General features: G+C 70.0%; 21 protein-coding genes and 1 riboswitch. Of the genes, 19 read left to right on the plus strand and 2 right to left on the minus strand.

The genetic code is table 11. The annotated features are described in order from the left end of the window. Window positions 1-92 precede the first annotated feature (92 nt). From ACU6XJ_RS20615 to ACU6XJ_RS20655, 9 genes are all read left to right on the plus strand, one after another. On the plus strand, window positions 93-704 hold the full coding sequence (locus ACU6XJ_RS20615) for a TetR/AcrR family transcriptional regulator (RefSeq protein WP_476314238.1): 612 nt from the start codon (window positions 93-95) through the stop codon (window positions 702-704). Between the two features lie 15 nt (window positions 705-719). Beyond that, the gene (locus tag ACU6XJ_RS20620) at window positions 720-1,790 is read left to right on the plus strand and encodes a quinone-dependent dihydroorotate dehydrogenase (RefSeq protein WP_476314240.1); all 1,071 of its coding nucleotides are present in this window, start codon (window positions 720-722) and stop codon (window positions 1,788-1,790) included. Then, the gene (locus ACU6XJ_RS20625; RefSeq protein WP_476314242.1) at window positions 1,787-2,074 is read left to right on the plus strand and encodes a DUF167 domain-containing protein; all 288 of its coding nucleotides are present in this window, start codon (window positions 1,787-1,789) and stop codon (window positions 2,072-2,074) included. The genes ACU6XJ_RS20620 and ACU6XJ_RS20625 overlap by 4 nt, the downstream gene beginning before the upstream one ends. Window positions 2,075-2,310: 236 nt before the next feature. Next, a complete protein-coding gene (locus ACU6XJ_RS20630; RefSeq protein WP_476314244.1) occupies window positions 2,311-3,792 on the plus strand; it encodes a potassium/proton antiporter in 1,482 nt (493 codons plus the stop codon). A gap of 134 nt (window positions 3,793-3,926) precedes the next feature. Then, window positions 3,927-4,619, plus strand: a complete 693-nt coding sequence (locus tag ACU6XJ_RS20635) for a M23 family metallopeptidase (protein WP_476314246.1) — start codon at window positions 3,927-3,929, stop codon at window positions 4,617-4,619. Window positions 4,620-4,775: 156 nt separating this feature from the next. After that, window positions 4,776-4,891, plus strand: a riboswitch (SAM riboswitch). A 30-nt stretch (window positions 4,892-4,921) separates the two neighbouring features. Then, window positions 4,922-6,268 carry an aminotransferase class V-fold PLP-dependent enzyme gene (locus tag ACU6XJ_RS20640; RefSeq protein WP_476314248.1) on the plus strand — a complete coding sequence of 449 codons (1,347 nt, stop codon included), beginning with the start codon at window positions 4,922-4,924 and terminating at the stop codon, window positions 6,266-6,268. Window positions 6,269-6,308: 40 nt separating this feature from the next. Continuing rightward, a complete protein-coding gene (gene lspA, locus ACU6XJ_RS20645; RefSeq protein WP_476314250.1) occupies window positions 6,309-6,875 on the plus strand; it encodes a signal peptidase II in 567 nt (188 codons plus the stop codon). 41 nt (window positions 6,876-6,916) lie between these two features. Beyond that, a complete protein-coding gene (locus ACU6XJ_RS20650) occupies window positions 6,917-7,798 on the plus strand; it encodes an RluA family pseudouridine synthase (RefSeq protein ID WP_476318548.1) in 882 nt (293 codons plus the stop codon). A 153-nt stretch (window positions 7,799-7,951) separates the two neighbouring features. Continuing rightward, complete coding sequence (locus tag ACU6XJ_RS20655; RefSeq protein WP_476314251.1) at window positions 7,952-8,539, plus strand: hypothetical protein; 588 nt, start codon at window positions 7,952-7,954, stop codon at window positions 8,537-8,539. A gap of 43 nt (window positions 8,540-8,582) precedes the next feature. Here the strand turns inward: ACU6XJ_RS20655 and ACU6XJ_RS20660 are convergent, their stop codons facing one another. Continuing rightward, entirely contained in the window at window positions 8,583-9,443 is an 861-nt protein-coding gene (locus tag ACU6XJ_RS20660; protein WP_476314253.1) for an AsnC family protein, read from the minus strand. Window positions 9,444-9,721: 278 nt separating this feature from the next. Between ACU6XJ_RS20660 and dnaE the strand changes: the two genes are divergently transcribed. The 5 genes from dnaE (at window position 9,722) to ACU6XJ_RS20685 (ending at window position 17,595) form a co-directional block, all read left to right on the plus strand. After that, entirely contained in the window at window positions 9,722-13,255 is a 3,534-nt protein-coding gene (gene dnaE / locus ACU6XJ_RS20665; RefSeq protein ID WP_476314254.1) for a DNA polymerase III subunit alpha, read from the plus strand. After that, a complete protein-coding gene (locus ACU6XJ_RS20670; protein ID WP_476314256.1) occupies window positions 13,252-14,076 on the plus strand; it encodes a hypothetical protein in 825 nt (274 codons plus the stop codon). The genes dnaE and ACU6XJ_RS20670 overlap by 4 nt, the downstream gene beginning before the upstream one ends. A gap of 72 nt (window positions 14,077-14,148) precedes the next feature. Further along, window positions 14,149-14,997: a DUF6346 domain-containing protein gene (locus ACU6XJ_RS20675; RefSeq protein WP_476314258.1), complete on the plus strand. Its 849-nt coding sequence runs from the start codon at window positions 14,149-14,151 to the stop codon at window positions 14,995-14,997. A gap of 98 nt (window positions 14,998-15,095) precedes the next feature. Then, window positions 15,096-16,286, plus strand: coding sequence for a cytochrome P450 family protein (locus ACU6XJ_RS20680; RefSeq protein WP_476314260.1), 1,191 nt, complete (start codon window positions 15,096-15,098; stop codon window positions 16,284-16,286). A gap of 16 nt (window positions 16,287-16,302) precedes the next feature. Then, on the plus strand, window positions 16,303-17,595 hold the full coding sequence (locus ACU6XJ_RS20685) for an adenosylmethionine--8-amino-7-oxononanoate transaminase (protein ID WP_476314262.1): 1,293 nt from the start codon (window positions 16,303-16,305) through the stop codon (window positions 17,593-17,595). Window positions 17,596-17,625: 30 nt separating this feature from the next. On the opposite strand, the gene ACU6XJ_RS20690 is transcribed toward ACU6XJ_RS20685, so the two are convergent. Then, window positions 17,626-17,877 carry a glutaredoxin family protein gene (locus ACU6XJ_RS20690; RefSeq protein ID WP_476314264.1) on the minus strand — a complete coding sequence of 84 codons (252 nt, stop codon included), beginning with the start codon at window positions 17,875-17,877 and terminating at the stop codon, window positions 17,626-17,628. 63 nt (window positions 17,878-17,940) lie between these two features. Here ACU6XJ_RS20690 and bioD point away from each other — a divergent pair, with 63 nt between their 5' ends. The 5 genes from bioD (at window position 17,941) to ACU6XJ_RS20715 (ending at window position 21,713) form a co-directional block, all read left to right on the plus strand. Next, window positions 17,941-18,660: a dethiobiotin synthase gene (gene bioD / locus ACU6XJ_RS20695; protein WP_476314266.1), complete on the plus strand. Its 720-nt coding sequence runs from the start codon at window positions 17,941-17,943 to the stop codon at window positions 18,658-18,660. A gap of 80 nt (window positions 18,661-18,740) precedes the next feature. Then, window positions 18,741-19,721: a Ppx/GppA family phosphatase gene (locus ACU6XJ_RS20700; protein WP_476314268.1), complete on the plus strand. Its 981-nt coding sequence runs from the start codon at window positions 18,741-18,743 to the stop codon at window positions 19,719-19,721. Between the two features lie 157 nt (window positions 19,722-19,878). Continuing rightward, window positions 19,879-20,904 carry a biotin synthase BioB gene (bioB, locus tag ACU6XJ_RS20705; protein WP_476314270.1) on the plus strand — a complete coding sequence of 342 codons (1,026 nt, stop codon included), beginning with the start codon at window positions 19,879-19,881 and terminating at the stop codon, window positions 20,902-20,904. Continuing rightward, on the plus strand, window positions 20,901-21,089 hold the full coding sequence (gene bsaP, locus ACU6XJ_RS20710) for a biotin synthase auxiliary protein BsaP (RefSeq protein ID WP_476314272.1): 189 nt from the start codon (window positions 20,901-20,903) through the stop codon (window positions 21,087-21,089). The genes bioB and bsaP overlap by 4 nt, the downstream gene beginning before the upstream one ends. Before the next feature lie 57 nt (window positions 21,090-21,146). Then, the gene (locus tag ACU6XJ_RS20715) at window positions 21,147-21,713 is read left to right on the plus strand and encodes a DUF2567 domain-containing protein (protein WP_476314274.1); all 567 of its coding nucleotides are present in this window, start codon (window positions 21,147-21,149) and stop codon (window positions 21,711-21,713) included. Window positions 21,714-21,812 lie beyond the last annotated feature (99 nt).

Consider the following 21,812-nt stretch of genomic DNA (forward strand, 5'->3'; position numbering starts at 1 on the left):
TCGATCAGGCCGTGGCGATGTTGAAGATGTGACGGAGACATTCGTCCGGACGGTCGGACTATTTGCGCCTCCAACCATTAGCGTATTGCGGCATGGCGGCCACAGGCGACTCACCACGCCGATCGCGGCGCCGTTTGACCAGGGACGACTGGACGGCGGCGGCGCTTCGGTCGCTGGCCGAGGGCGGCGTCGCCGCGGTGGCAGTGGAAAACCTCGCGAATCGGCTCGGCGCCACCAAAGGCAGTGCGTACTGGCACTTTCCCAACCGCGAGGCACTGCTCACCGCCACCCTGCGGCGCTGGGAGCAGGAACACGTCGAGGCGATCAACCGCCTGCGCGAGGTCGACGTCGACCCGCAGTACCGGCTGCGCAAGCTGTTCTCCTCCGTCTCCACCCACGCCGAAGGCAACGCCGTCGAGGTCGCGTTGCTGGCCTCCTCCGCCGATCCGCTGGTGACCGCGGTGCTGCAGCGGGTGACCAAGCACCGGGTGAGCTACCTGGAATGGGTCTTCACCCAGCTTGGCTTCGGCAAGACGCAGGCACGCCGACGCGCCCTGCTGGCCTACACCAGCTACCTCGGGCACGTACAGTTGGCGCACTGTGCGATGGAGGTGCTGCCCCGCTCCCGGAGCACGCTTCGACTCCATCTCGAAGAGACCATGCGGGTGCTGCTGGCCGGACCGTCGGCAGAGACGACCGACTGAGAAGGACCGTTGCCGGTGTACCGCTTGCTGTTCTCCCTCGTGCTCACGCGCGTGCCCGCCGAACTGGCGCACAAGGTCAGCTTCGGGCTGCTGCGCCTGCTCGCGACGCTGCCCGGTGTGCTGCCGCTGGTGCGCCGCCTGCTGTCGCCGCGTGATCCGGCGCTGCGGGTGCGGGCGCTGGGCATCGACTTCCCCAGCCCGCTGGGCCTGGCCGCGGGCTTCGACAAGGACGCCACCGGCACCGCCGCGCTGGCCGCGCTGGGCTTCGGGTTCGTCGAGGTCGGCACGATCACCGCGCGGCCCCAGCCCGGCAACCCGCGGCCCCGGCTGTTCCGGCTGCCCGCCGACCGCGCCCTGATCAACCGCATGGGCTTCAACAACCACGGCGCCACCGCCGCCGCGGCCAGGCTCGCCCGGCGCGGTGAGGACGTCGTCGGCGTCAACATCGGCAAGACCATGCTCGTGCCGGAGGCCGAGGCGGTAGGCGACTATGTGGCGAGTGCGGAACTGCTGGCGCGGCACGCCGACTACCTGGTCGTCAACGTCAGCTCACCGAACACCCCGGGCCTGCGCGACCTGCAGGCCACCGAACAGCTTCGCCCGCTGCTCACCGCCGTCCGCGCGGCCTGCGACCGCGGCACCGACCGCAGGATTCCGCTGCTGGTCAAGATCGCACCCGATCTGGCCGACGAGGACATCGACGCCGTCGCCGACCTCGCCGTCGAGTTGGAGTTGGACGGGATCATCGCCACCAACACCACGATCGGCCGCCAAGGCCTGCGCACCGAGCCGCCGCTGGCGGCCGAGACGGGCGGGCTGTCCGGGGCGCCGCTGCGGGCGCGCAGCCTGGAGGTGCTGCACAGGCTCGCCGCCCGCGTCGGTGATCGACTCACGCTGATCTCCGTCGGCGGCATCGAGACCACCGACGACGTGTGGGACCGTCTCGCCGGGGGCGCCACGCTGGTCCAGGCCTACACCGGGCTGATCTACCAAGGGCCGCTGTGGCCCGCCCGCGTCAACCGCGAACTCGCCGCCCGTCTCCGCGCCGCCGGGTACAGTGGCGTCGGCGACCTGGCCCGCCGGTGACCGCGTTCCGCTTCGCCATCCGGGTCAAGCCCGGTGCCCGCAGGGACGCCGTCGGCGGCATCTGGCCCGCCGACACCGGCCTGGCGCTGGTCGTGTCCGTATCGGCCAGGCCGGTGGAAGGCAGGGCCAACGACGCCGTACGCGCTCTGCTGGCCAAGGCCTTCGGCGTCCGCCGCCAAGCCGTCAGCATCGTCACCGGCGACCACGGCCGCGACAAGATCGTCGAGCTCAACCCGGCCCCCACCGACGCCGCCGCCCGCCTCTCCGCACTTCAGAGGCCCTGAGAATCGGGTTGCGGGCCAAGCAAATCCTCGGGACGACCCGTCCGTCCATGAGCGTGCGGCGGGCGGGACGCGTGAGCCACTCGGGTATTCTCAGGCCGCCCGAATGCTCCACTCGACCGTCAGGAACCGATCTCCACAGCCTGCCGTTACCAGCGGTTTTGTTGTGATCCCGTTGGCTGGGAAGCCTGAGGCCTGGGTCACACTATGCAGACCAATCCCTCACGAGGAGGTTGCCGGTGGACCAGCTGGCGGTGGTGCTCGGCATCGGTGCCGGGGTGCTGCTGCTCGCCGCGTTGGCGGTCCGCTTCTCGGTCCGCCTCGGACTGCCCTCGCTGCTGGTCTACCTGGCCATTGGTCTGCTGCTCGGCGAGTCCGGTTTCGGTATCGAGTTCGAGGACGCCGGGCTCACCCAGTCCCTGGGGCTGGCCGCTCTGGTGCTGATCCTCGCCGAGGGTGGTCTCACCACCCGCTGGGAGACGGTCCGCCCCTCGCTCGGCCTTGGCGTTGCACTGTCCACTGTGTCGGTCGCGACCAGCATCGCGATCACCGGCGGCGCGCTGCACCTGCTGCTGGACCTGGAGTGGCGGATCGCCCTGCTGTGGGGCGCGGTGCTCGCCTCCACCGACGCCGCCGCGGTGTTCAGCGTGCTGCGCGGGGCGGGCGTCAAGCGGCGGCTGGCGGGGGCGCTGGAGCTGGAGTCGGGCCTCAACGACGCACCCGCCTACATCATGGTCGTGCTGCTGGCCTCCGGTGATCCCGTGCGCTGGTGGACCCCGGGACTGGTGCTCTACGAACTCGCCGCGGGCGCGGTGATCGGCATCCTGCTCGGCTGGTTCGGCGGCGCCGCCCTCCGCCGCGCCGCGCTGCCCGCCAGCGGCCTCTACCCGCTGGCCACGGTGGCCGTCTGTGTGCTGGCCTTCGCCGCCGCGCAGGGCGCGCACGCCTCGGGGCTGCTGGCCACCTACGTCGCGGGCCTCACGCTGGGCAACGCCCGGCTGCCGCACCGCTCCGACACGATCTCCTTCGCCGAGGGCCTGGGCTGGCTGGCGCAGATCGGGCTGTTCGTGCTGCTCGGCCTGTTCGCCTCGCCCGACCGGCTGCCTGGGGTGCTGGTGCCCGCGCTGCTCGTCGGCGCGGTGCTGGTGCTGCTGGCCCGGCCGGTGTCGATTCTGCTGGCGGCGGCGCCGTTCCGGGTGCCCTGGCGAGATCAGGTGTTCCTCGGCTGGTCGGGCCTGCGTGGCGCGGTGCCCATCGTGCTGGCGCTGGTCCCGCTCACCGCGGGCATGCCAGGCGCGCAGCAGCTGGTGGACGTCGTGTTCGTGCTGGTCGTCCTGCTCACCGCGATCCAGGGCGGCACGCTGCGGGTACTGGCGCGCAGGCTCGGGCTGGCCAAGGCTGTCGAACCCGAGGAGATCCAGGTCGACGCCGCCCCGCTGGACACCGTCAACGCCGAGCTTCTCCAGGTCAAGGTCCCCGCGGGCTCGCGGCTGCACGGCGTGTACCTCTCCGAGCTTCGCCTGCCCGCGGGCGCCTCGGTGAGCCTGGTGGTTCGCGGCGGCGACGGCTTCACCCCGGCGGACAACACCCGGTTGCAGGAGCACGACGAGCTGCTGGTGGTCGCCACCCAGCAGGTGCGAGAGGCTGCCGAACGGCGGCTGCGGGCCGTCGACCGCGCGGGCCGGTACGCACGGTGGAGGGGCGAAGTGGGCAAGCCGTAGCGAAGGTTACGAACAAATTTAGCTCAGCTATTGCCCCATTCGGCGGATAGCGGTTACTTTGCGTGGCGTCAGGTGGCGTGAGTCGGCCGTTTTGGCTCCTCTGCGCCAGCTCCTTCCCCTGTAAGGGAGCGCGCATGTTGCGCAGAGTCAGAACAGCGGCCGGTGTGCTGCTGAGCCTCGGTCTGGTCGTGAGCACCCCGGTCGCCGTGCTCCAGAGTGCGGGCGCCGCGGGCGCCGCCGGCGGCGGCCAAGCCGCCACCAGGACCACGGCCGCGCCGACACTGGCCCTGCCCTTCACCGACGGCCAGCGGGTCTACTCCGCCGGGGTGCACTCCAACAACGGCTCCTCCGGCGTCAAGAACGCCATCGACTTCTCCCCGTCCGACGGCGTGGCCAGGGCCGCCGCGCCCGGCACCGTCCGGCTCCAGCAGTGCGATGGCGGGCCGTGGGTGACCGTCGACCACGCCGACGGCTGGCGCACCGGCTACTACCACCTGGAGGGCATCCAGGTGCAGGACGGCCAACAGGTCGACACCGGAACCGCGCTGGGCCGCACCGGCAACGCACTGCCCTGCGGCGGAAGCTCCTCCGGCGCCCACGTGCACTTCACCCTCTGGCAACTCGGCGGCGTCTCCGCGGCCGAGCGCGACTGGTCAGGCAAGTCCTTCGAGGCGCTGGAGGCCATGGGCGAGTTCGCGGGCGTCGACCTGGACAACCAGGTCGTCGGCGACTGGCGGGTCCGCGCGGGCGACAACCAGTACTCCGGCAGCCTGCAGAACGTCTCCGACGGCGAACACGTGAGCCTGCCCGGCCGCTTCACCTCCTGAAGGCCGCGCGCGAACCTGCCGCGCAGTCCACGACAGGCCCCCGCCCCACCAGGCGGGGGCCTGTCGTTATCCGGACATGTCATGGCGCCGAGTGTGTGACGTGAGCGGAAATCACTTCCGCGCCGTGGCGGCGCTCGGCTAACGTCTGCCACGCAAGGTCATGAGTGCCAGTGCCAAACCCCGGTTTGCTGGCCGGCAACCCTCCTTCCGCGGTGGGGTGCCCCGGGTGAAGACCTGGTCCGTCGCAGCAGCGCGACGGGCAAGCGCGGACCCCTGAGGTCCCGGAATCACAGGAGCGCCCTGTGTCATTCGCCCTCGTCGACTCCATCCCCGCCCAGGCGACCCGGCTGCCCCAGGTGGTCGGCGCCGACCTGCGGGTGCCGCTGGTCACCGGCGGCCAGATCGGCTACGCCAACCTCGACCACGCCGCCAGCACTCCCTGTCTGCGTCCGGTCAAGGACGCCGTGGACGAACTGCTCGACTGGTACGCCAGCGTGCACCGCGGGGCGGGCTTCGCCTCCCAGGTCTGCACCAGGGTTTACGAACAGGCCCGCGGGGTGCTCCGGTCCTTCACCGGCGCCCACGCCTCGGACGCGGTGGTCTTCACCCGCAACACGACCGATTCGCTGAACCTGCTGGCCAGGGCCGTGCCCAAGGGTACCGCCGTGATCCACTTCGACACCGACCACCACGCCGCGCTGCTGCCGTGGCGCGGCCCGTGGGTGCGTCGCCTGCGCACCCCGACCACCCCGCCCGCGGCGGTGAGCGCGCTCGACGCCGCCCTGTGCGAGGCCCCCGTCGGCCCGCGGCTCGTCGTGCTCACCGCCGCTTCCAACGTCACCGGCGAACTGCTGCCGGTCGCCGAACTCGCCGCCGTCGCACGCCGCCACGGCGCCAGGACCGTGCTCGACGCCGCGCAACTCGCCCCGCACGGGCCGATCGACATCGCCGCGCTCGGCGTGGACTACGTGGTGCTGTCCGGGCACAAGCTGTACGCGCCGTTCGGCGCGGGCGCCCTGGTCGGCCGCGCCGACTGGCTGCGCGCCGCCGCGCCTTACCTGGCGGGCGGCGGCGCGTCCCGCCGCGTCGGGGAACTCGGCGAATCGCTCACCGTGTCCTGGCAGCCCGGCGCGGAGCGGCACGAGGGCGGCTCCCCGAACGTCGTGGGCGTGCACGCGCTCGCCACCGCCTGCCGGGTGCTCTCAAGCTGGGACGCCATCGGCGCCCACGAGCGGGCGTTGGTGCAGCGCCTGCGCGCCGGGCTGGCGACCATCCCCGGGTTGGTGGAGCTCAACCTGTTCGGCCCAGACCACCCCCGCGTCGGCGTGGTCGGCTTCGCCATCGCTGGCAGCGACCCCGGGCTGCTGGCCGCGGCGCTGTCCGCCGAGCACGGCATCGGCCTCCGCGACGGCGCCTTCTGCGCCCACGTCGCCACCGCGAGGCTGTTGCGCCGCAACGGCATCGACGGCACCCAGGCCCTGCGCGCCAGCGTCGGCCTCGGCACCACCACCGAGCATGTGGACCGCCTGATCACCGCCCTGCGCACGCTGCTCACCCACGGCCCCCGCTGGGGGTACCACGTCGTGGACGGCCGCCACCAGCCTCTCAACGATCCCCGCGAGTGGCCCTCGTTCCTGTCCCAGGCTTAGCGGGTTCAGGGCGCCAAGCCGGGTAGGGGAGAATGGCGGGGTGAGCCAGGAGAGTGCAGAGCCCGCCGGGGCCGGTGTCGTCGCGTCCGATCCGCTGCCCGCGCGGCGGGTGGGGCTGTTGGCCGTGATCGCCGCCGCCGCGCTGCTGCTCGACCTGGCGACCAAGATCGCGGTGGTGCACTACCTGGAGGGAAAGCGGATCGTCGAGTTGTTCGGCGGCGCGCTGTACTTGGCGGTGTACCGCAACCCGGGGGCGGCGTTCTCGCTGGCCACCGGCATGACGTGGCTGCTGACGCTGATCGCGGTCGTCGTGGTCGTGGTGATCATCCGGCTGTCCGGCAAACTGCGCTCCCCGGGCTGGGCCGTCGGCCTCGGCCTGGTGCTCGGCGGCGCGCTGGGCAACCTCGTGGACCGCTTCTTCCGGGCGCCCGGCCCGCTGCAGGGCCACGTGGTGGACTTCCTGTCGCTGTTCGCCCCCGACGGCCGCTACTGGCCCGTCTTCAACGTCGCCGACTCCGGCATCATGTGCGGCGGCGTGTTGATCGTGCTGCTCACCCTGCTGGGCCGGGAGTACGACGGCACCCGCACCGTCAAGGGGGCCAAGTGAGCGGCCTGCGCACCCTGCCCGTTCCCGACGGGCTGGACGGCATGCGGGTGGACGCCGGGCTGTCCAAGCTGCTCGGCCTGTCCCGCACCGCGGCGGCCGCGCTGACCGAGTCCGGCGACGTGCTGCTCGACGGGCGCCCCGCGGGCAAGTCCGACCGCCTGGTCGCCGGGTCCTGGCTGGAGGTCACGCTGCCCGCCCCGGCGCAGCCGGTCACCGTGCAGGCTGTCCCCGTCGAGGGCCTGGTGGTGAAGTACCAGGACGACGACATCGTGGTGGTGGACAAGCCCGTCGGCGTGGCCGCGCATCCCAGCCCCGGCTGGAGCGGCCCCACCGTGATCGGGGGGCTCGCCGCCGCGGGCCTCCGCATCTCCACCAGCGGCGCCGCCGAGCGCCAAGGCATCGTGCACCGACTGGACGTCGGCACCACCGGCTCGATGGTGGTGGCCAAGAGCGAGCACGCCTACACCGTGCTGAAGCGGGCGTTCAAGGAACGCACCGTGGAGAAGCGCTACCGCGCCATCGTGCAGGGTCACCCCGACCCCACCAGTGGCACCATCGACGCACCCATCGACCGGCACCCGCGTCACGACTACAAGTGGGCGGTCGTCGCGGGCGGCAAGCCGAGCATCACCCACTACGAGGTGATCGAGGCATTCCGCGCAGCGTCCCTGGTGGACATCAAGCTGGAGACCGGGCGAACCCACCAGATCCGCGTGCACTTCTCCGCCGTCCGGCACCCCTGCGTCGGCGACCTCACCTATGGCGCCGACCCGGTGCTCGCGCAGAAGCTGGGCTTGAACCGGCAGTGGCTGCACGCCTACTCGCTGGGCTTCGAGCACCCCGCCGACGGCCGATGGGTGGAGTTCACCAGCGAGTACCCGGAGGACCTCGCCTCGGCCCTGGACCGCCTCCGCGATTACTGACCAAGGTGAATAGATTTCAGGTCACTGATGAGTAACGCCTAGGTCCGTATCTCGTTGCGACTGTAGGCCGGTTTCACCCCCGCCAGTGCTGCCCTCGATGGCACTGCGAAACCGCCTGTCGGATGCGAAAGGTACGTGATGGCTGTATTCCGGATGGCCCTCAGGGCCGGCTTGCTCGCCGCGGCCGCGGCGATCGTCTTCAATCCGGGCGCCGAGGCCTCCGAGGCGTCCCCCGAGGTTCCGCAGGAGAAGGCACCCGAGGACGTTTCGACCCAGAAGGTGGTGATTCCTCTCGGCAACCGTGGCGCCGAGGGAATGATCGAACTGGACAAGGACGCCTCCGACGGCAGCTTCGGCGCGACCGCGAAGCTCCCCAACGGCCCCGAGGTGAAGGCGCAGCTTCGTGGCACCCAGCCCGGCGCGAGCTGCGCGGGCGTGACCGGCGGGCTCGCGGGCCTCGACCTTGGCCAGACCATCCTGTGCGGCCACCTCGGCCAAGAGCAGGTGGGTCTGATCGGCAAGGGCAAGGGCCCCCTGTCCACCATCCAGCCGCACCTGGTCCTCAAGCCCGAGCAGAAGGCGATGTGCGCCGACGTCACGCTGGGCGCGGGCGAGTTGGTCGGCCTGGGCGCCTACTGCGGAAAGTTCGAGGACAACGGCACCTTCAACCCGGCGGTCGCGGTCAAACTGGCAGGCCACGAGGTCAAGCTGGGCGACAACGGCCTGCAACTGCCGAAGTAATCGCGTACCCGCGGGCGCCCGGGCAGGGGCGCCCACGGGACGTTCAGTCCAGGACGGACCAGGTCAGCTGGGGGGCCTCTGGTTCGGAACCGATGCTCCACCGCACCGTGATGATCTCCTGCGACTCGGGCAGCACGTAGACGGTATGCCCGCCCGCGGTCTCACCCGGCTGCACACCGATCCGGTGCGGCGGGCGGGACGACAGCGAAACCGGCGCCTTGGCCACGGTCTGACCGTCGGGTGCGACCAGCACCAAGTACAGGTCGGGCAGCGCGTTGAACGGCACCGTGCCCTTGTTCTGCAGTTCGGTGTGCACGATCACCGATCGCTCGCCCTCCTGCAGCCGGTAGCCCGCGGCGGTGAACAGGAAGTCGGCGGGGTCGACCACCTCGACCAGCTGGATGGACACCCGCTCGCCCGGCCCGCCCGTCAGCTCCAGCGAGTCACCCACCTTGCCGGTCCGCGGCCCCGGCGGTGCGGGCGCGGCCGGGGCGGGCGGCTGATCCCCACGGGCCCAGCCCGCGCTCTGCGGCGGCCCCCACGTGGTCGCCGGATCGGCCTGCGGCGCCTGCGGATACCCCGGCGGCGGATAGCCGGGCTGCTGCGCGGGGAACGGCCCGCTCTGCGGCCCGACCTGCACCGGCCCGCTGCCTCCGTATCCGGGCTGCGGTGCCCCGTACTGCTGCTGCCAGGCCAACGCGTTCGCGACGGCCGCCCTGATCCGCTGCTGATCGCACTCCACGCCCACCACCAGCGGCAGCCCCGTGGCCGACAACGCGGTCAGCCGAGCCGCCACCTCCTTGGGCTCCATACCCAGCCGGAGGCCAAGATCCTGCACCGCCGCCCGCCCCACCTCGGCAAGCAGCTGGAGCAGTCGAATGTCAACGGGATCAGGCGCCACCACGTCCCGCACGCTACCGGGTCTCCGAAATCCCCGCGTTGTCGGCTGTCGATCTAGGTTCGCCGCGTTCTGCTGATTCAGTCATCACTGAAATATGACACGCCGACCGGCTCCCCGAGTCCGAAGTGGACTTGTTTGACCTGCGGATTTATCGAGCGTGAAAGAATCATGGTGAAAAACCCGAACCACAGCGCCGCTGGGCTTTTCGGGTGTAGCAGGATCAACGGGTCGCGTTCTGCGGCCTCGCGACGACCACTCGTTCCCTGGGAGGCGACCTACCTGTGGCTGGCGATTCGTTCGTTCACCTGCACGTGCACACCGAGTACTCGATGCTCGATGGTGCCGCCCGGTTGGGGCAGCTGTTCGATGAGGTCGCCAAGCAGGAGATGCCCGCGGTGGCCATGACCGACCACGGCAACATGTTCGGCGCCTATGAGTTCTACAACAAGGCGGTCGCCGCCGGGGTCAAGCCGATCATCGGGGTCGAGGCCTACTTCGCGCCCGAGAGCCGCTTCGTCAAGAAGAAGGTCCGTTGGGCGGAGATCAACGAGGACGCCGACGTCTCCGGTGGTGGCGCGTACACCCACATGACCCTGCTGGCCCGCAACGCCGAGGGTCTGCGGAACCTGTTCCGCCTGTCCTCGCTGGCGAGCCTCGAGGGCTACTACCGCAAGCCCCGAATGGACCGGGAGATCCTCGCCCAGTACTCCGAGGGCATCATCGGCACCACCGGCTGCCCCAGCGGCGAGATCCCCACCCGTCTGATGGGTGGCGACTGGGACGGCGCGAAGCGTGTGGCGGGCGAGTTGCAGGACATCCTCGGCCCGGAGAACTTCTTCGCCGAGGTGATGGACCACAACCTCCACATCGAGAAGAAGTATCGAGACGACCTCGCCAAGCTTGCTGATGAGCTGCAGTTGCCCTGGTTGGCGACCAATGACCTGCACTACACGCACAAGGAGCAGGCGCACGGCCACGGCGTGTTGCTGTGCGTGCAAACCGGCAAGACGATCCATGACCCCAACCGGTTCAAGTTCGACGGCGAAGGCTATTACGTCAAGTCGGCCGACGAGATGTACTCCATCAGCGACGACAAGCTGTGGATCGCAGGCTGCCAGAACACCTTGCTTGTCGCGGACATGGTCGACAGCTACGAAGAGGTCTTCGCCTCCCGCAAGCTGATGCCCGCGTTCCCGGTGCCCGAAGGGGAGACCGAGGAGACCTGGCTGCGCAAGGAGGTCCACCGCGGGCTGGCCAACCGGTTCCCCGGCGGCGTGCCGGAGGAGCACCGTAAGCAGGCGGACTACGAGCTCAACGTGATCCTCCAGATGGGCTTCCCCGGCTACTTCCTGGTGACCGCCGACCTGGTGCAGTACGCCAAGAAGGTCGGCATCCGGGTCGGTCCAGGGCGTGGTTCGGCGGCGGGATGCCTGGTGGCCTACGCCATGGGCATCACAGACCTCGATCCGTTGAAGCACAAGTTGATCTTCGAGCGGTTCCTCAACCCCGACCGCATCTCGATGCCCGATATCGACCTGGACTTCGACGAACGTCGGCGCGGCGAGATGATCCGCTACGCGACCGAGCGGTGGGGCGAGGAGCGGGTCGCTCAGATCATCACCTACTCCACGATCAAGGCGAAGGCCGCGATCAAGGACTCCGCCCGCGTCCTCTACGGGCAGCCGGGCTACGCGGTGGCGGACAAGATCTCCAAGGCCATGCCGCCCGCCGTGATGGGCAAGGACATCCCGCTGTCGGGCATCTTCGATCCCGACCACAAGCGGTACTCCGAGGCCGCCGAGGTCCGCGCGATCTACGAGACGGACCCGCAGGCCAAGGAGATCCTGGACACCGCGCGGGACCTGGAGGGCCTCAAGCGCCAGTGGGGTGTGCACGCGGCGGGCGTGATCCTGTCCAAGGACCCGCTGATCGACGTGTTGCCGATCCAGCGGCGCGAGTCCGACGGCGCGATCATCACCCAGTGGGACATGGGCGCGTGCGAGAACATCGGCCTGCTGAAGATGGACTTCCTGGGCCTGCGCAACCTCACCGTCATCGACGACGCGTTGCAGAACATCGTGATCAACGGCAAGCCGCCGCTGGACATCGAGAACCTGGAGCTGGACGACAAGGCCGCCTACGAGCTGTTGGCCCGCGGCGACACCCTGGGCGTGTTCCAGCTTGACGGCGGTCCGATGCGCGATCTGCTGCGGCGCATGGTGCCCACCACGTTCGAGGACATCTCCGCGGTGCTCGCCCTGTACCGGCCGGGTCCGATGGGCGCCAACGCGCACATCTCCTACGCCGACCGCAAGAACGGTCGCGAGGAGATCAAACCGATCCACCCGGATCTCGCCGACGCGTTGTCGGAAATCCTGGGTGAGACCTTCGGCCTGATCGTCTACCAGGAACAGGTCATGGCGATCGCGCAGAAGCTGGCGGGCTACCGGCTCGGACAAGCGGACCTGCTGCGCCGCGCGATGGGCAAGAAGAAAAAGGAGATCCTCGACAAGGAGTATGTGCCCTTCTCCGAGGGCATGAAGGCCAACGGGTTCTCCCCGGAGTCGATCAAGACGCTGTGGGACATCCTGGTCCCGTTCTCCGACTACGCCTTCAACCGCGCGCACACCGCCGGATACGGGCTGGTCTCGTATTGGACTGCCTACCTCAAGGCGAACTACCCGGCCGAGTACATGGCCGCGCTGCTGACCAGCGTCGGCGACGACAAAGACAAGGCCGCGGTCTACCTGTCGGAGTGCCGCAAGATGGGCATCACGGTGCTGCCGCCGGATGTCAACGAATCGGAGAAGAACTTCGCCCCGGTCGGGACCGACATCCGCTTCGGTCTCGGCGCGGTGCGCAACGTGGGTGCCAACGTGGTCGACTCGATCACCAGGTCGCGTAAGGAGAAGGGCGCCTTCGTCGACTTCTCCGACTACCTGCGCAAGGTCGATGCCCAGGCCTGCAACAAGAAGGTCGTGGAATCGCTGATCAAGGCCGGGGCGTTCGACTCGCTCGGGCACCCGCGCAAGGGCCTGCACCTGGTGCACGTGGAGGCCATCGACGCGGTGATGGACACCAAGCGCGCCGAGGCGGTCGGGCAGTTCGACCTGTTCGGCGGCGGGGACGCCGAGGAGACCGACAGCGTCTTCGACGTCAAGGTGCCGGATGAGAAGTGGGAGACCAAGCACCAGCTTGCGCTGGAGCGGGAGATGCTGGGGCTCTACGTCTCCGGCCACCCGCTCGACGGGGTGGAGCACATCCTGTCGGCGCAGGTCGACACGCCGATCCCGAACATCCTGGAGGGCAACGTCGCCGACGGCGCCCAGGTCACGGTGGGCGGCATTCTGGCATCGGTGACGCGGCGGGTGAACAAGAACGGCGAACCGTGGGCGTCCTGCCAGTTGGAGGACCTCACCGGTGGCATCGAGGTGCTGTTCTTCCCCAAAAGCTACGTCATCCACGGTATGAGCGTGGCCGAGGACGCCATCGTGTTGATCAAGGCGCGGGTCGCCAAGCGGGACGACCGGGTCTCGCTGATCGCCAACGACCTCGCGGTGCCGGACCTCAGCGACACCGGCTCTGGCAAACCGATGAAGGTCAGCATGCCGGTTACCCGCTGCACGCCGGAGATCGTGGCGAAGCTCAAGGATGTGCTGCGCGCCCACAACGGCACCACCGAGGTGCACCTGACGCTGGTCAACGGCAGGCGCTCGACGCCGCTGCGCCTGGGTCACGCCCACCGGGTCACGCCGTCGCCGTCGCTGATGGGTGATCTGAAGGCACTCCTCGGACCAAGCTGCCTCAGCGGATGACCTTCTACCTCCAGGAGCCCGATCCCGCCGAGGTGCTCGCGGTGAGGCTGCGGCGGGCGCGGGTGCTGCTGTGGGTGGCGTGTCTGCTGCCCGCCCTGGTGTTCCTGGTGCTGGTGCTGATCGCTCAGTTCCGCCCGGAATTGCTGGGCTTCGCGCTGCCCGACTGGTACCGGCGCCTTTACCCGGACGGCAGGCCCCCGAGCTTCTCGGGCCTGGTCATGCCCGCCGCGATGGTGGTCGCCGGTGCCGTGGCCGCCTCCACCCGGCGCGACCGGCCGGACGACTGGCCTCGCAACGCCGCGCTCGTCGGGCTCGGCGCGGGAGCCTTCGGCGGACTCGCGCTGTCCTTCCCGTTCGGCTCCAACCTGGTGGCGGGTTGCCTGATCGTGGGCGCGGCGGTCGGCCTGGCACTCGGGTTCGCGGCCCGGCGGATGGCCTTAGGGCCCCTGACGCCGCAACTCGCCGACACCCCCATCGACGTGCCGGTGCCGTTGCGCGGCACCAACGGTCGTCTGATCATCGGCGTGGACTCGATCACGCTGAGCGTCAGCACCGGGCGGCACCGGGTGAGCGTGACCCATGGGCTGCACCACCTCCGCGCCGTCGCCGCCACCGACTTCACCGAACCCGGCGAGTTCCGGCTGCGCGGATCGACGCGCAGCGCGGTCGTGGACATCAGCCCCGGACCGGGCCTCGAGTTGAAGGTGATCAAACAGCAGTGGCGGCTGCCCGTGACGGACGCCGTCACCGCCGCCGAGATCATCGAACGCCGCAGGCTCGCCCACCAGGAGCGACTCACCAAACCTCAAGACCCGGCCTGAGCGGCCCGCACAAAGACAACATTCACACCACGGGCATGCGAAAAGTTTGCATACCCTTGTTAACGTCGACCTGTGGCGCAAGATCACGACAGCATGGCGGGCAGGGCCGTGCTTGCCGCCGTGCTGGTCGCACTGGCCGCGGCGCTGATCGCCGTCGGGCTCTCGGTGCTCACGCTGGCCGGACCCACCGGCGAGTCGACGCGCTGGGGTACCGCCTCAGCCGTGTCCTGCCGAACCATCGGCCCGATCAGCGGCCACGGCCTTGGCTGGTTCGAGGCCTGCGAGGCCGATATCGCCTGGGAGGACGGCTCGGCGGAGCACCGCGAACTGCTCGTGGGGCAAGCCGACCGCGGCACCCGGCGGATCGCGGAGGTCCAGCCGGTGTTCGACGACGATCCCGCGGTGGTGCCCGCCGAGTACGCACGGTCACCGGTCACCGGCATCGTCGGGCTCGTCTCCTACTGGCTGCTGGCCCTGCTGTGCCTGCTCGGCGCCGGATCGGTGCTCCTGCGGCGAACCCGGCCAAGGGAACGGGCGCGGCCGCGGACATCCGCGCCGCGGCGGACCGTCATCCCGCTGCTGGTCATCGCCATCGCGGTGTTCCTCGGGCCCGCCGTCTGGTGGCTGTGGCAGGGCGTCTTCGAACAGCCGCAACGCGGCTGGCCGCTGTTCCTCGCCGCGGCGGGACTCTTCATCGGCACCGTGCTGCTCGGCCTCGGCCTGCCGCTGCGGGACGGCACCGGGCCCGGCTGCCTGGTGGTGGCCGCCCCGCTGCTCGCGCTGCCCGCTCTGGGGCTGCTCGCGGTCGCTGTGCTCGGCACCGGCCCGTCACCCGCTCGAGCGGTGGCGATGGCCGTGGCGGCGTTCCTCATCCTGATGTTCGTGCTGGCCTGCGCCGTGGCATTCGCGGGAAAGGAGTGAGGAACATTCCCGTGCGGCTTGTCCGCTATGCCCGCCGCGTAGTAAGCACGTAGCAGGGGGCATCGCGATCGGCGGTGGCCGCACGGGGGAGGACGGGTATGGGTACCGAGCACCTTGAGAGCTTGAACCTGTCCGCGGGCGACTTCGGTGTCGATCCACACAGGACTTTCGGGGAACTGCGCGCGTCGCAGCCGGTCTGTCCGGTGACGATGCCGAACGGACTGCGAAGCTGGCTGATCACGCGGTACGAGGACGTCAAGGCCGCGTTGATGGACCCGAGGGTCGGCAAGGACAACGCCCGGCTCGTCGAGATCATCGCCGCGCAGATCGGGCCGGAGGAGGCGATGAGCGCGCAGTTGTCGCGCAACATGCTCAACAGCGATCCGCCTGATCACACCCGTCAGCGCAAGCTCGTGAACAAGGCGTTCACCGCGGGACGCATCGAGCAGCTGCGGCCCCGCATCGAGGAGATCACCGGCGAACTGATCGCGGGCATGGGCCACGGCCGCACCGTCGACCTCGTCGAGGAGTTCGCGTTCCCGCTCCCGACCCAGGTGATCACCGAACTGCTCGGCGTGCCCTACAGCGACCGCGACGAGTTCCGGGCCTGCTCGCAGGCGATCGTGGCGAACACGACCATCGAGGAGATGCGCGCCGCCTCCGCCAAGCTCGCCCGATACCTGCAGGGGTTGATAGACCTCAAGCGCACCGAGAGCCCGGACGCTGACATGTTCGCCTCGCTCGTGCACCAGGACTCGCTGAGCGACACCGAGCTGATCGGCATGGGGTTCCTGCTGCTGGTCGCCGGACACGAGACGACGGTCAACCTGATCGGCACCGGCACCATGCTGCTGCTGACCCATCCGGAGCAGTTCGCCCGGCTGCGGGCGGATCGGTCGCTGCTGCCCGGTGCCATCGAGGAGTTCCTCCGCTTCGAGGCGCCCGTGCACTGCGCCACGGCGCGGTACACAGTGGACGAGATCGAGCTTGGCGGCGTCACCATCCCGGCGGGGGAGATGGTCACCGTCGCCCTCGGTTCGGCCAACCGCGATGCCGGGCACTTCGCCGAGGGCTTCGACATCGGCAACGACGCCCGCGGGCACCTGGCCTTCGGACATGGCGTGCACTACTGCCTCGGGGCGCCGCTGGCGCGGCTGGAGGCGGAGATCGCGTTCACCGCGCTGCTGGACAACTACCCGGACATGCGGCTCGCGGTGCCGGTGGAGAAGCTCCAGTGGCGGCCGAGCGCACTCATGCGGGGGCTGTCCGCGCTGCCCGTGCACCTGTGAATTACGGTCACGCGATGTGACCCCCGAGGAGCTGCGCGCCGCCGACCGCGCCCACGTCTGGCACCCCTACGGTCCGATGCCGGGCGCCCCGTCGCTGCTCATCGAGTCGGCGAACGGGGTGTGGCTGCGGCCAGCCGAGCCTGTGCACGGGCACCACGAGGTCATCGACGGCATGTCCTCCTGGTGGGCGGTGATCCACGGACACCGAAACCCCGTGCTGGACGCCGCGGTGCGCGAGCAGTTGGGGCGGATGAGCCATGTCATGTTCGGCGGGCTCACCCACGAGCCCGCGATCCGGCTGGCCACCAAGCTGGTGGAGATCACCCCGGCGCCGCTGCAACACGTGTTCCTCTGCGATTCGGGGTCGGTGGCCGTCGAGGTCGGCATCAAGATGTGCCTGCAGTACTGGCGGTCCCTCGGCAAGCCCGGCAAGCACCGGCTGCTGACCTGGCGCGGCGGCTACCACGGCGACACCTTCGAGACCATGAGCGTCTGCGACCCCGACGGCGGGATGCACTCGCTGTGGCACGGCATCCTGCCAAGCCAGGTCTTCGCCGACGCGCCGCCGCCCGCCGGTTTCGACGCGCCCATCGACACCGACTACGTGCAGAGCCTGGCGGATCTCGTTGGGCGGCACGCCGATGAGCTCGCCGCGGTGATCGTCGAGCCGGTTGTGCAGGGCGCGGGCGGCATGCGGTTCCACAACCCCCGGTACCTGCATGTGCTGCGGGAGCTCACGCTGGCCAACGATGTGCTGCTGATCTTCGACGAGATCGCGACCGGCTTCGGCCGCACCGGCGCGCTCTTCGCCGCCGACCACGCCGGGATCAGCCCCGACGTGATGTGCGTCGGCAAGGCACTGACCGGCGGCTACCTCTCGATGGCCGCCGCACTGTGCAGTTCGGAGATCGCCCAGGGCATCTCGCGCGGCGAACTGCCGGTGCTCGCGCACGGCCCCACGTTCATGGGCAACCCGCTGGCCAGCGCCGTCGCCTGCGCCTCGCTGGACCTGCTGACCTCACGGGACTGGCGGCACGACGTCAAGCGCATCGAGACCGGCCTGCACCACGGCCTCGCGCCCGCCGCCGCGCTGCCCGGCGTCGCGGACGTCCGGGTGCTCGGCGCGATCGGCGTCATCCAACTCGACCACCCGGTGAACCTGGCCGCCGCCACCGACGCCGCGCTGCGGCACGGCGTGTGGCTGCGCCCGTTCCGCGATCTGATCTACACCATGCCGCCCTACATCAGCACCGACACCGAAGTGGCCCGAACTGCGGCAGGTGCCGTGGCTGCCGCCGCCGCGGGCTGAGGTCGGCCGGTGCGGTAGCGACCGCTATGCCTACTGCCGGGTCAGCGCCCGTTCGAGATCGGCGCCGGTCGGCTCGACGAGGACCGTGCCGTCCGGCAGGACAACCACCGGGATGTTGCGCCTGCCGTCGGCCAGCGAGATGGCGTGGTCCCTGGCCTGTTCGTCGTGCTCGACATCGACATAGGTGTAGGTGATCCCGTTGCCGTCCAACCAGTTCTTGGCCCGGCGGCAGTCACCACACCACTCGGCGCCGTACACCACGATCCGCGCTGCTGTGCTCATGCCCGAATCCTCGCAGGTCCGCGGCCGCCGGTCAGGGGGAGTGGCAGCTTAAGGTGGCTTTTCGTGTGCATTCTTATCGTCACCGGGACCGGCACCGGAGTGGGCAAGACCGTCGTCACGGCGGCCATCGCGGCCCAGGCCCGGGCGGCGGGCCTGCGGGTGGCCGTGCTCAAACCCGCGCAGACCGGTGTCGCCGCGGACGAGCCGGGCGACCTCGCCGACATCGTGCGGCTCGCGGGCGAGGTCACCACCCGCGAACTGCGGCGTTATCCCGATCCGCTGTCGCCGGAGGCCGCGGCGCGGGTGAGCGGGCTGCCGCCGGTGCGCCCGGCCGAGGCGGCGCGGGCCGCCGAGGAACTGGCAGCGGAACACGACCTGGTGCTGGTGGAGGGTGCGGGTGGGCTGCTGGTCCGCTTCGACCCCGACGGCGGCACGCTGGCCGACCTCGCGCAGGCGCTGGCCGCTCCGGTGGTGGTCGTCGCGGCATCCGGGTTGGGCACCCTGAACCACACCGCCCTGACCGTGGAGGCGTTGCGGCGCCGCGGGATCACCGTGCAGGGCATCGTGATCGGCAGCTGGCAGGCGGAGCCGGACCTTGCGATGCGCTGCAACCTCACCGACCTGGCCGGTATCGCCCCGCTGCTCGGCAGACTGCCCGCGAACGCCGGTGCGCTCAGCCGCTCGGAGTTCCTTGCCGTGTCAGAAAAGTGTTTGAGTTTCGAAACTCTCCGCCATGAGGGAGCTCCTCATGAGAAGGTTAACGGGAGGCGTACAAACGATTAACAAAAAGCAACGGAGGGTATCTCCTGGCGATGCGATTAGGGGTTCTCGACGTCGGTTCCAACACTGTTCACCTGCACATCGTGGATGGCGGGTCCGGCGGGCTGCCGCTGCCGGTGTACTCGCTGAAGGAGCGCAGCAGGCTCGCCGAGGTCTGTGATGCCGCGGGCGCCCTGCCGCCGCACGCCGTGCACGGGGTCGCGGCGGCCGTGGCCACCGCGGTCCAGACCGCTCGCGCCAAGGGAGTGGTGCGGTTGCTGCCCTATGCCACCGCCGCCATCCGGGACGCGCCGAACGCGGCGGAGGCGCTCGCCACGATCCGCGCCCGCAGCGGCGTTCGCCTCCAGGTGATGTCCGGAGTGGAAGAGGCCACCGCGACCTTCCGCGCGGCGCGGCGCTGGTTCGGCTGGCAGGCCGGACCGCTGCTCATGCTGGACATCGGCGGCGGCACGCTCGAGGTCGCTTTCGGCGCAGACCTGGAACCCGACTACGCGGTGTCCCTGCCGCTGGGTGCCGGGCGGTTGACCCGCCAGTTCCTGAGCGCCGATCTGCCCGACACGCGCTCGATCACGTTGGCGCGCCACCACATCCGGGATGAGCTGCGGGAGGTCGCGGCCAGGGTGCGCTGGGAACGGCCGCTGCGGGTGGTGGCCACCTCCAAGACGTTCCAGCAGCTGGCCAGGCTCGCCGGGGCGGCGCCCCAGCGGGACGGGGAGTTCGTCCGCCGCACGCTGCACCGCGGCGACCTGCGTCCGTGGATCAGCAGGCTGGCGCAGCTTCCACCCGCGGACCGCGCCCGACTCCCCGGCATCTCACCGGGGCGCGCCCGACAGTCCCTGGCCGGGGCGGTCGTGGCGCACACCCTGATGAAGATGCTCGGCGTGGCATCGGTGGACATCTGCCCGTGGGCGTTGCGGGAAGGGCTGCTGCTCCAGCACCTGGAGTCTGCGACCTGGGTCGACCCCATCGCCAGCGAAGGCCGCTGGGTGGATCTCGTCGGGGACGGCTCGGTGGGCTCGCCGCACGTCACCGTTCTTCCTCGGCTTCCCTCCATCGGTTCCTAAGGAGCGGACCTCTGGTCATCGGGGCTCACCGTGTCGCCGATGCTCCAATGGTGGCAACCTCCAAATTCGACGCCCATCTGTGGTGATGAACGACGCATCGATCATCGAGCGGTCTGAGGCAGGATGGGGCGGATTGACCGCGATCAGAGGAGGCGCAGTGACCGCAGCTCCGGAGACCCCAGTGCTGACCGATGTGCTGGCCATCGCCCGTGACCAGGTGCTGGAGCGGGGCGAGGGGTTGACCGAGGCGCAGGTGTTGGAGGTGCTGCGGCTGCCCGATGAGCGGCTGGAGGAACTGCTGGAGGTGGCCCACCAGGTGCGGATGCGCTGGTGCGGTCCCGAGGTCGAGGTCGAGGGCATCGTGTCGGTGAAGACCGGCGGCTGTCCCGAGGACTGCCACTTCTGCTCCCAGTCGGGACGGTTCCCCACGCCGGTGCGCGCGGCGTGGCTGGACATCCCCGGCCTGGTCAAGGCCGCCCGGCAGACCCGCGAGACCGGCGCCACGGAGTTCTGTATCGTCGCCGCGGTCCGCGGACCGGACGCCCGGCTGCTGTCGCAGGTGAAGGCGGGCATCAAGGCCATCCGCGAGGACGGCAACGACATCCAGATCGCCTGCTCGCTGGGCATGCTCACCCAGGAACAGGTCGACGAACTGGTCGCGATGGGCGTGCACCGGTACAACCACAACCTGGAAACCGCCCGCTCGCACTTCCCGAACGTGGTCACCACGCACTCCTGGGAGGAGCGCTGGGAGACCCTGAACATGGTGCGCGAGGCGGGCATGGAGGTCTGCTGCGGCGGCATCATCGGCATGGGCGAGACCATCGAGCAGCGCGCGGAGTTCGCCGCCCAGCTTGCCGAGGTCGGGCCGGACGAGTGCACGATGAACTTCCTCATCCCGCAGCCCGGCACGCCGTATGAGAACTACGAGATCGTCGAGGGCAAGGACGCGCTGCGCACCGTGGCCGCGTTCCGGCTGGCCATGCCGACCGCGATCCTGCGCTTCTCCGGCGGACGCGAGCTGACCTTCGGCGATCTGGGCACCAAGCAGGGCATGCTGGGCGGCATCAACGCGATCATCGTCGGCAACTACCTGACCAACCTGGGCCGCAACCCCGGTGACGACCTGCAGATGCTGGACGAGCTGAAGATGCCGATCAAGGCGCTCGCGGACTCGCTGTGAGCTTCTGCGGCTGGTGCGGCGAATCCGCCGACGGCGAGCACGAGGCGTGTGCTCGCCGTCGCCAGTACGACCCGCCCCGCTACTGCGAGGGATGCGCCCGGCGGATGGTCGTGCAGATCGTCCCGACCGGGTGGTTGGCGCGGTGCAGCCGCCACGGCGAAATCTCGTCCTCGCAGGCGCGGTAACCTATGCGCGGCGCGCACGGGGGTGCGGGTGTCCCGCAAGGCACAGGGGAGGGCGGCGTGGCGGATCAGGCGGTGCGGCAGGAGATCGACCCGCTGCTGTTCTTCGCACCCCATCGCCCCAAGGTCGTGGTCAAGGCCGACCTGCTCCCCGCGATCAGCGTGCTGTCCACCATCGCCCTGCTCGGCCTGCCGCTCGCCTGGGTGTGGTCTCGGCTGGCGCCGCCGCAGCGGATGATCGCGAAGGAAGACGGCATCGTCGCGCTGCCCACCGAGAGCTACCACCGCTTCGACGGCATCGCGTTGTTCCTGCTGCTCAGCATCGGCCTCGGCCTGCTGGTCGGCGCCATCGTGTGGATGCTGCGCCGCAGGCGCGGCCCGGTGGTGATGATCGGCATGGTGCTCGGCTGCCTCGTCGCGGGCTGGCTGGCCACCCGCAGCGGCGTCTCCTTCGCCGAGTCGCTTTACCCGGAGCCCGCGAATCCCGCCAAGGACACCGTCTTCGCCCGCCCACCGATCCTGGACACCCCCTGGGCACTGCTCGCCATGCCCCTCGGCGCCGCCTTCTCCTACGGCGCGGCGGCCGCTTGGAACGGCACCGACGACCTAGGCCGCCGCCTCACCTGACCTTTCAGCGCGGCAACAGCTTTCCCTCACAAGCGCTTCACTCGAATTCCCTTCGGGTGAAGCAGCCTGGTCAAGATGGACGCAGCTTGCTCGGCTCTG

The organism is Actinorectispora metalli, assembly GCF_056323685.1.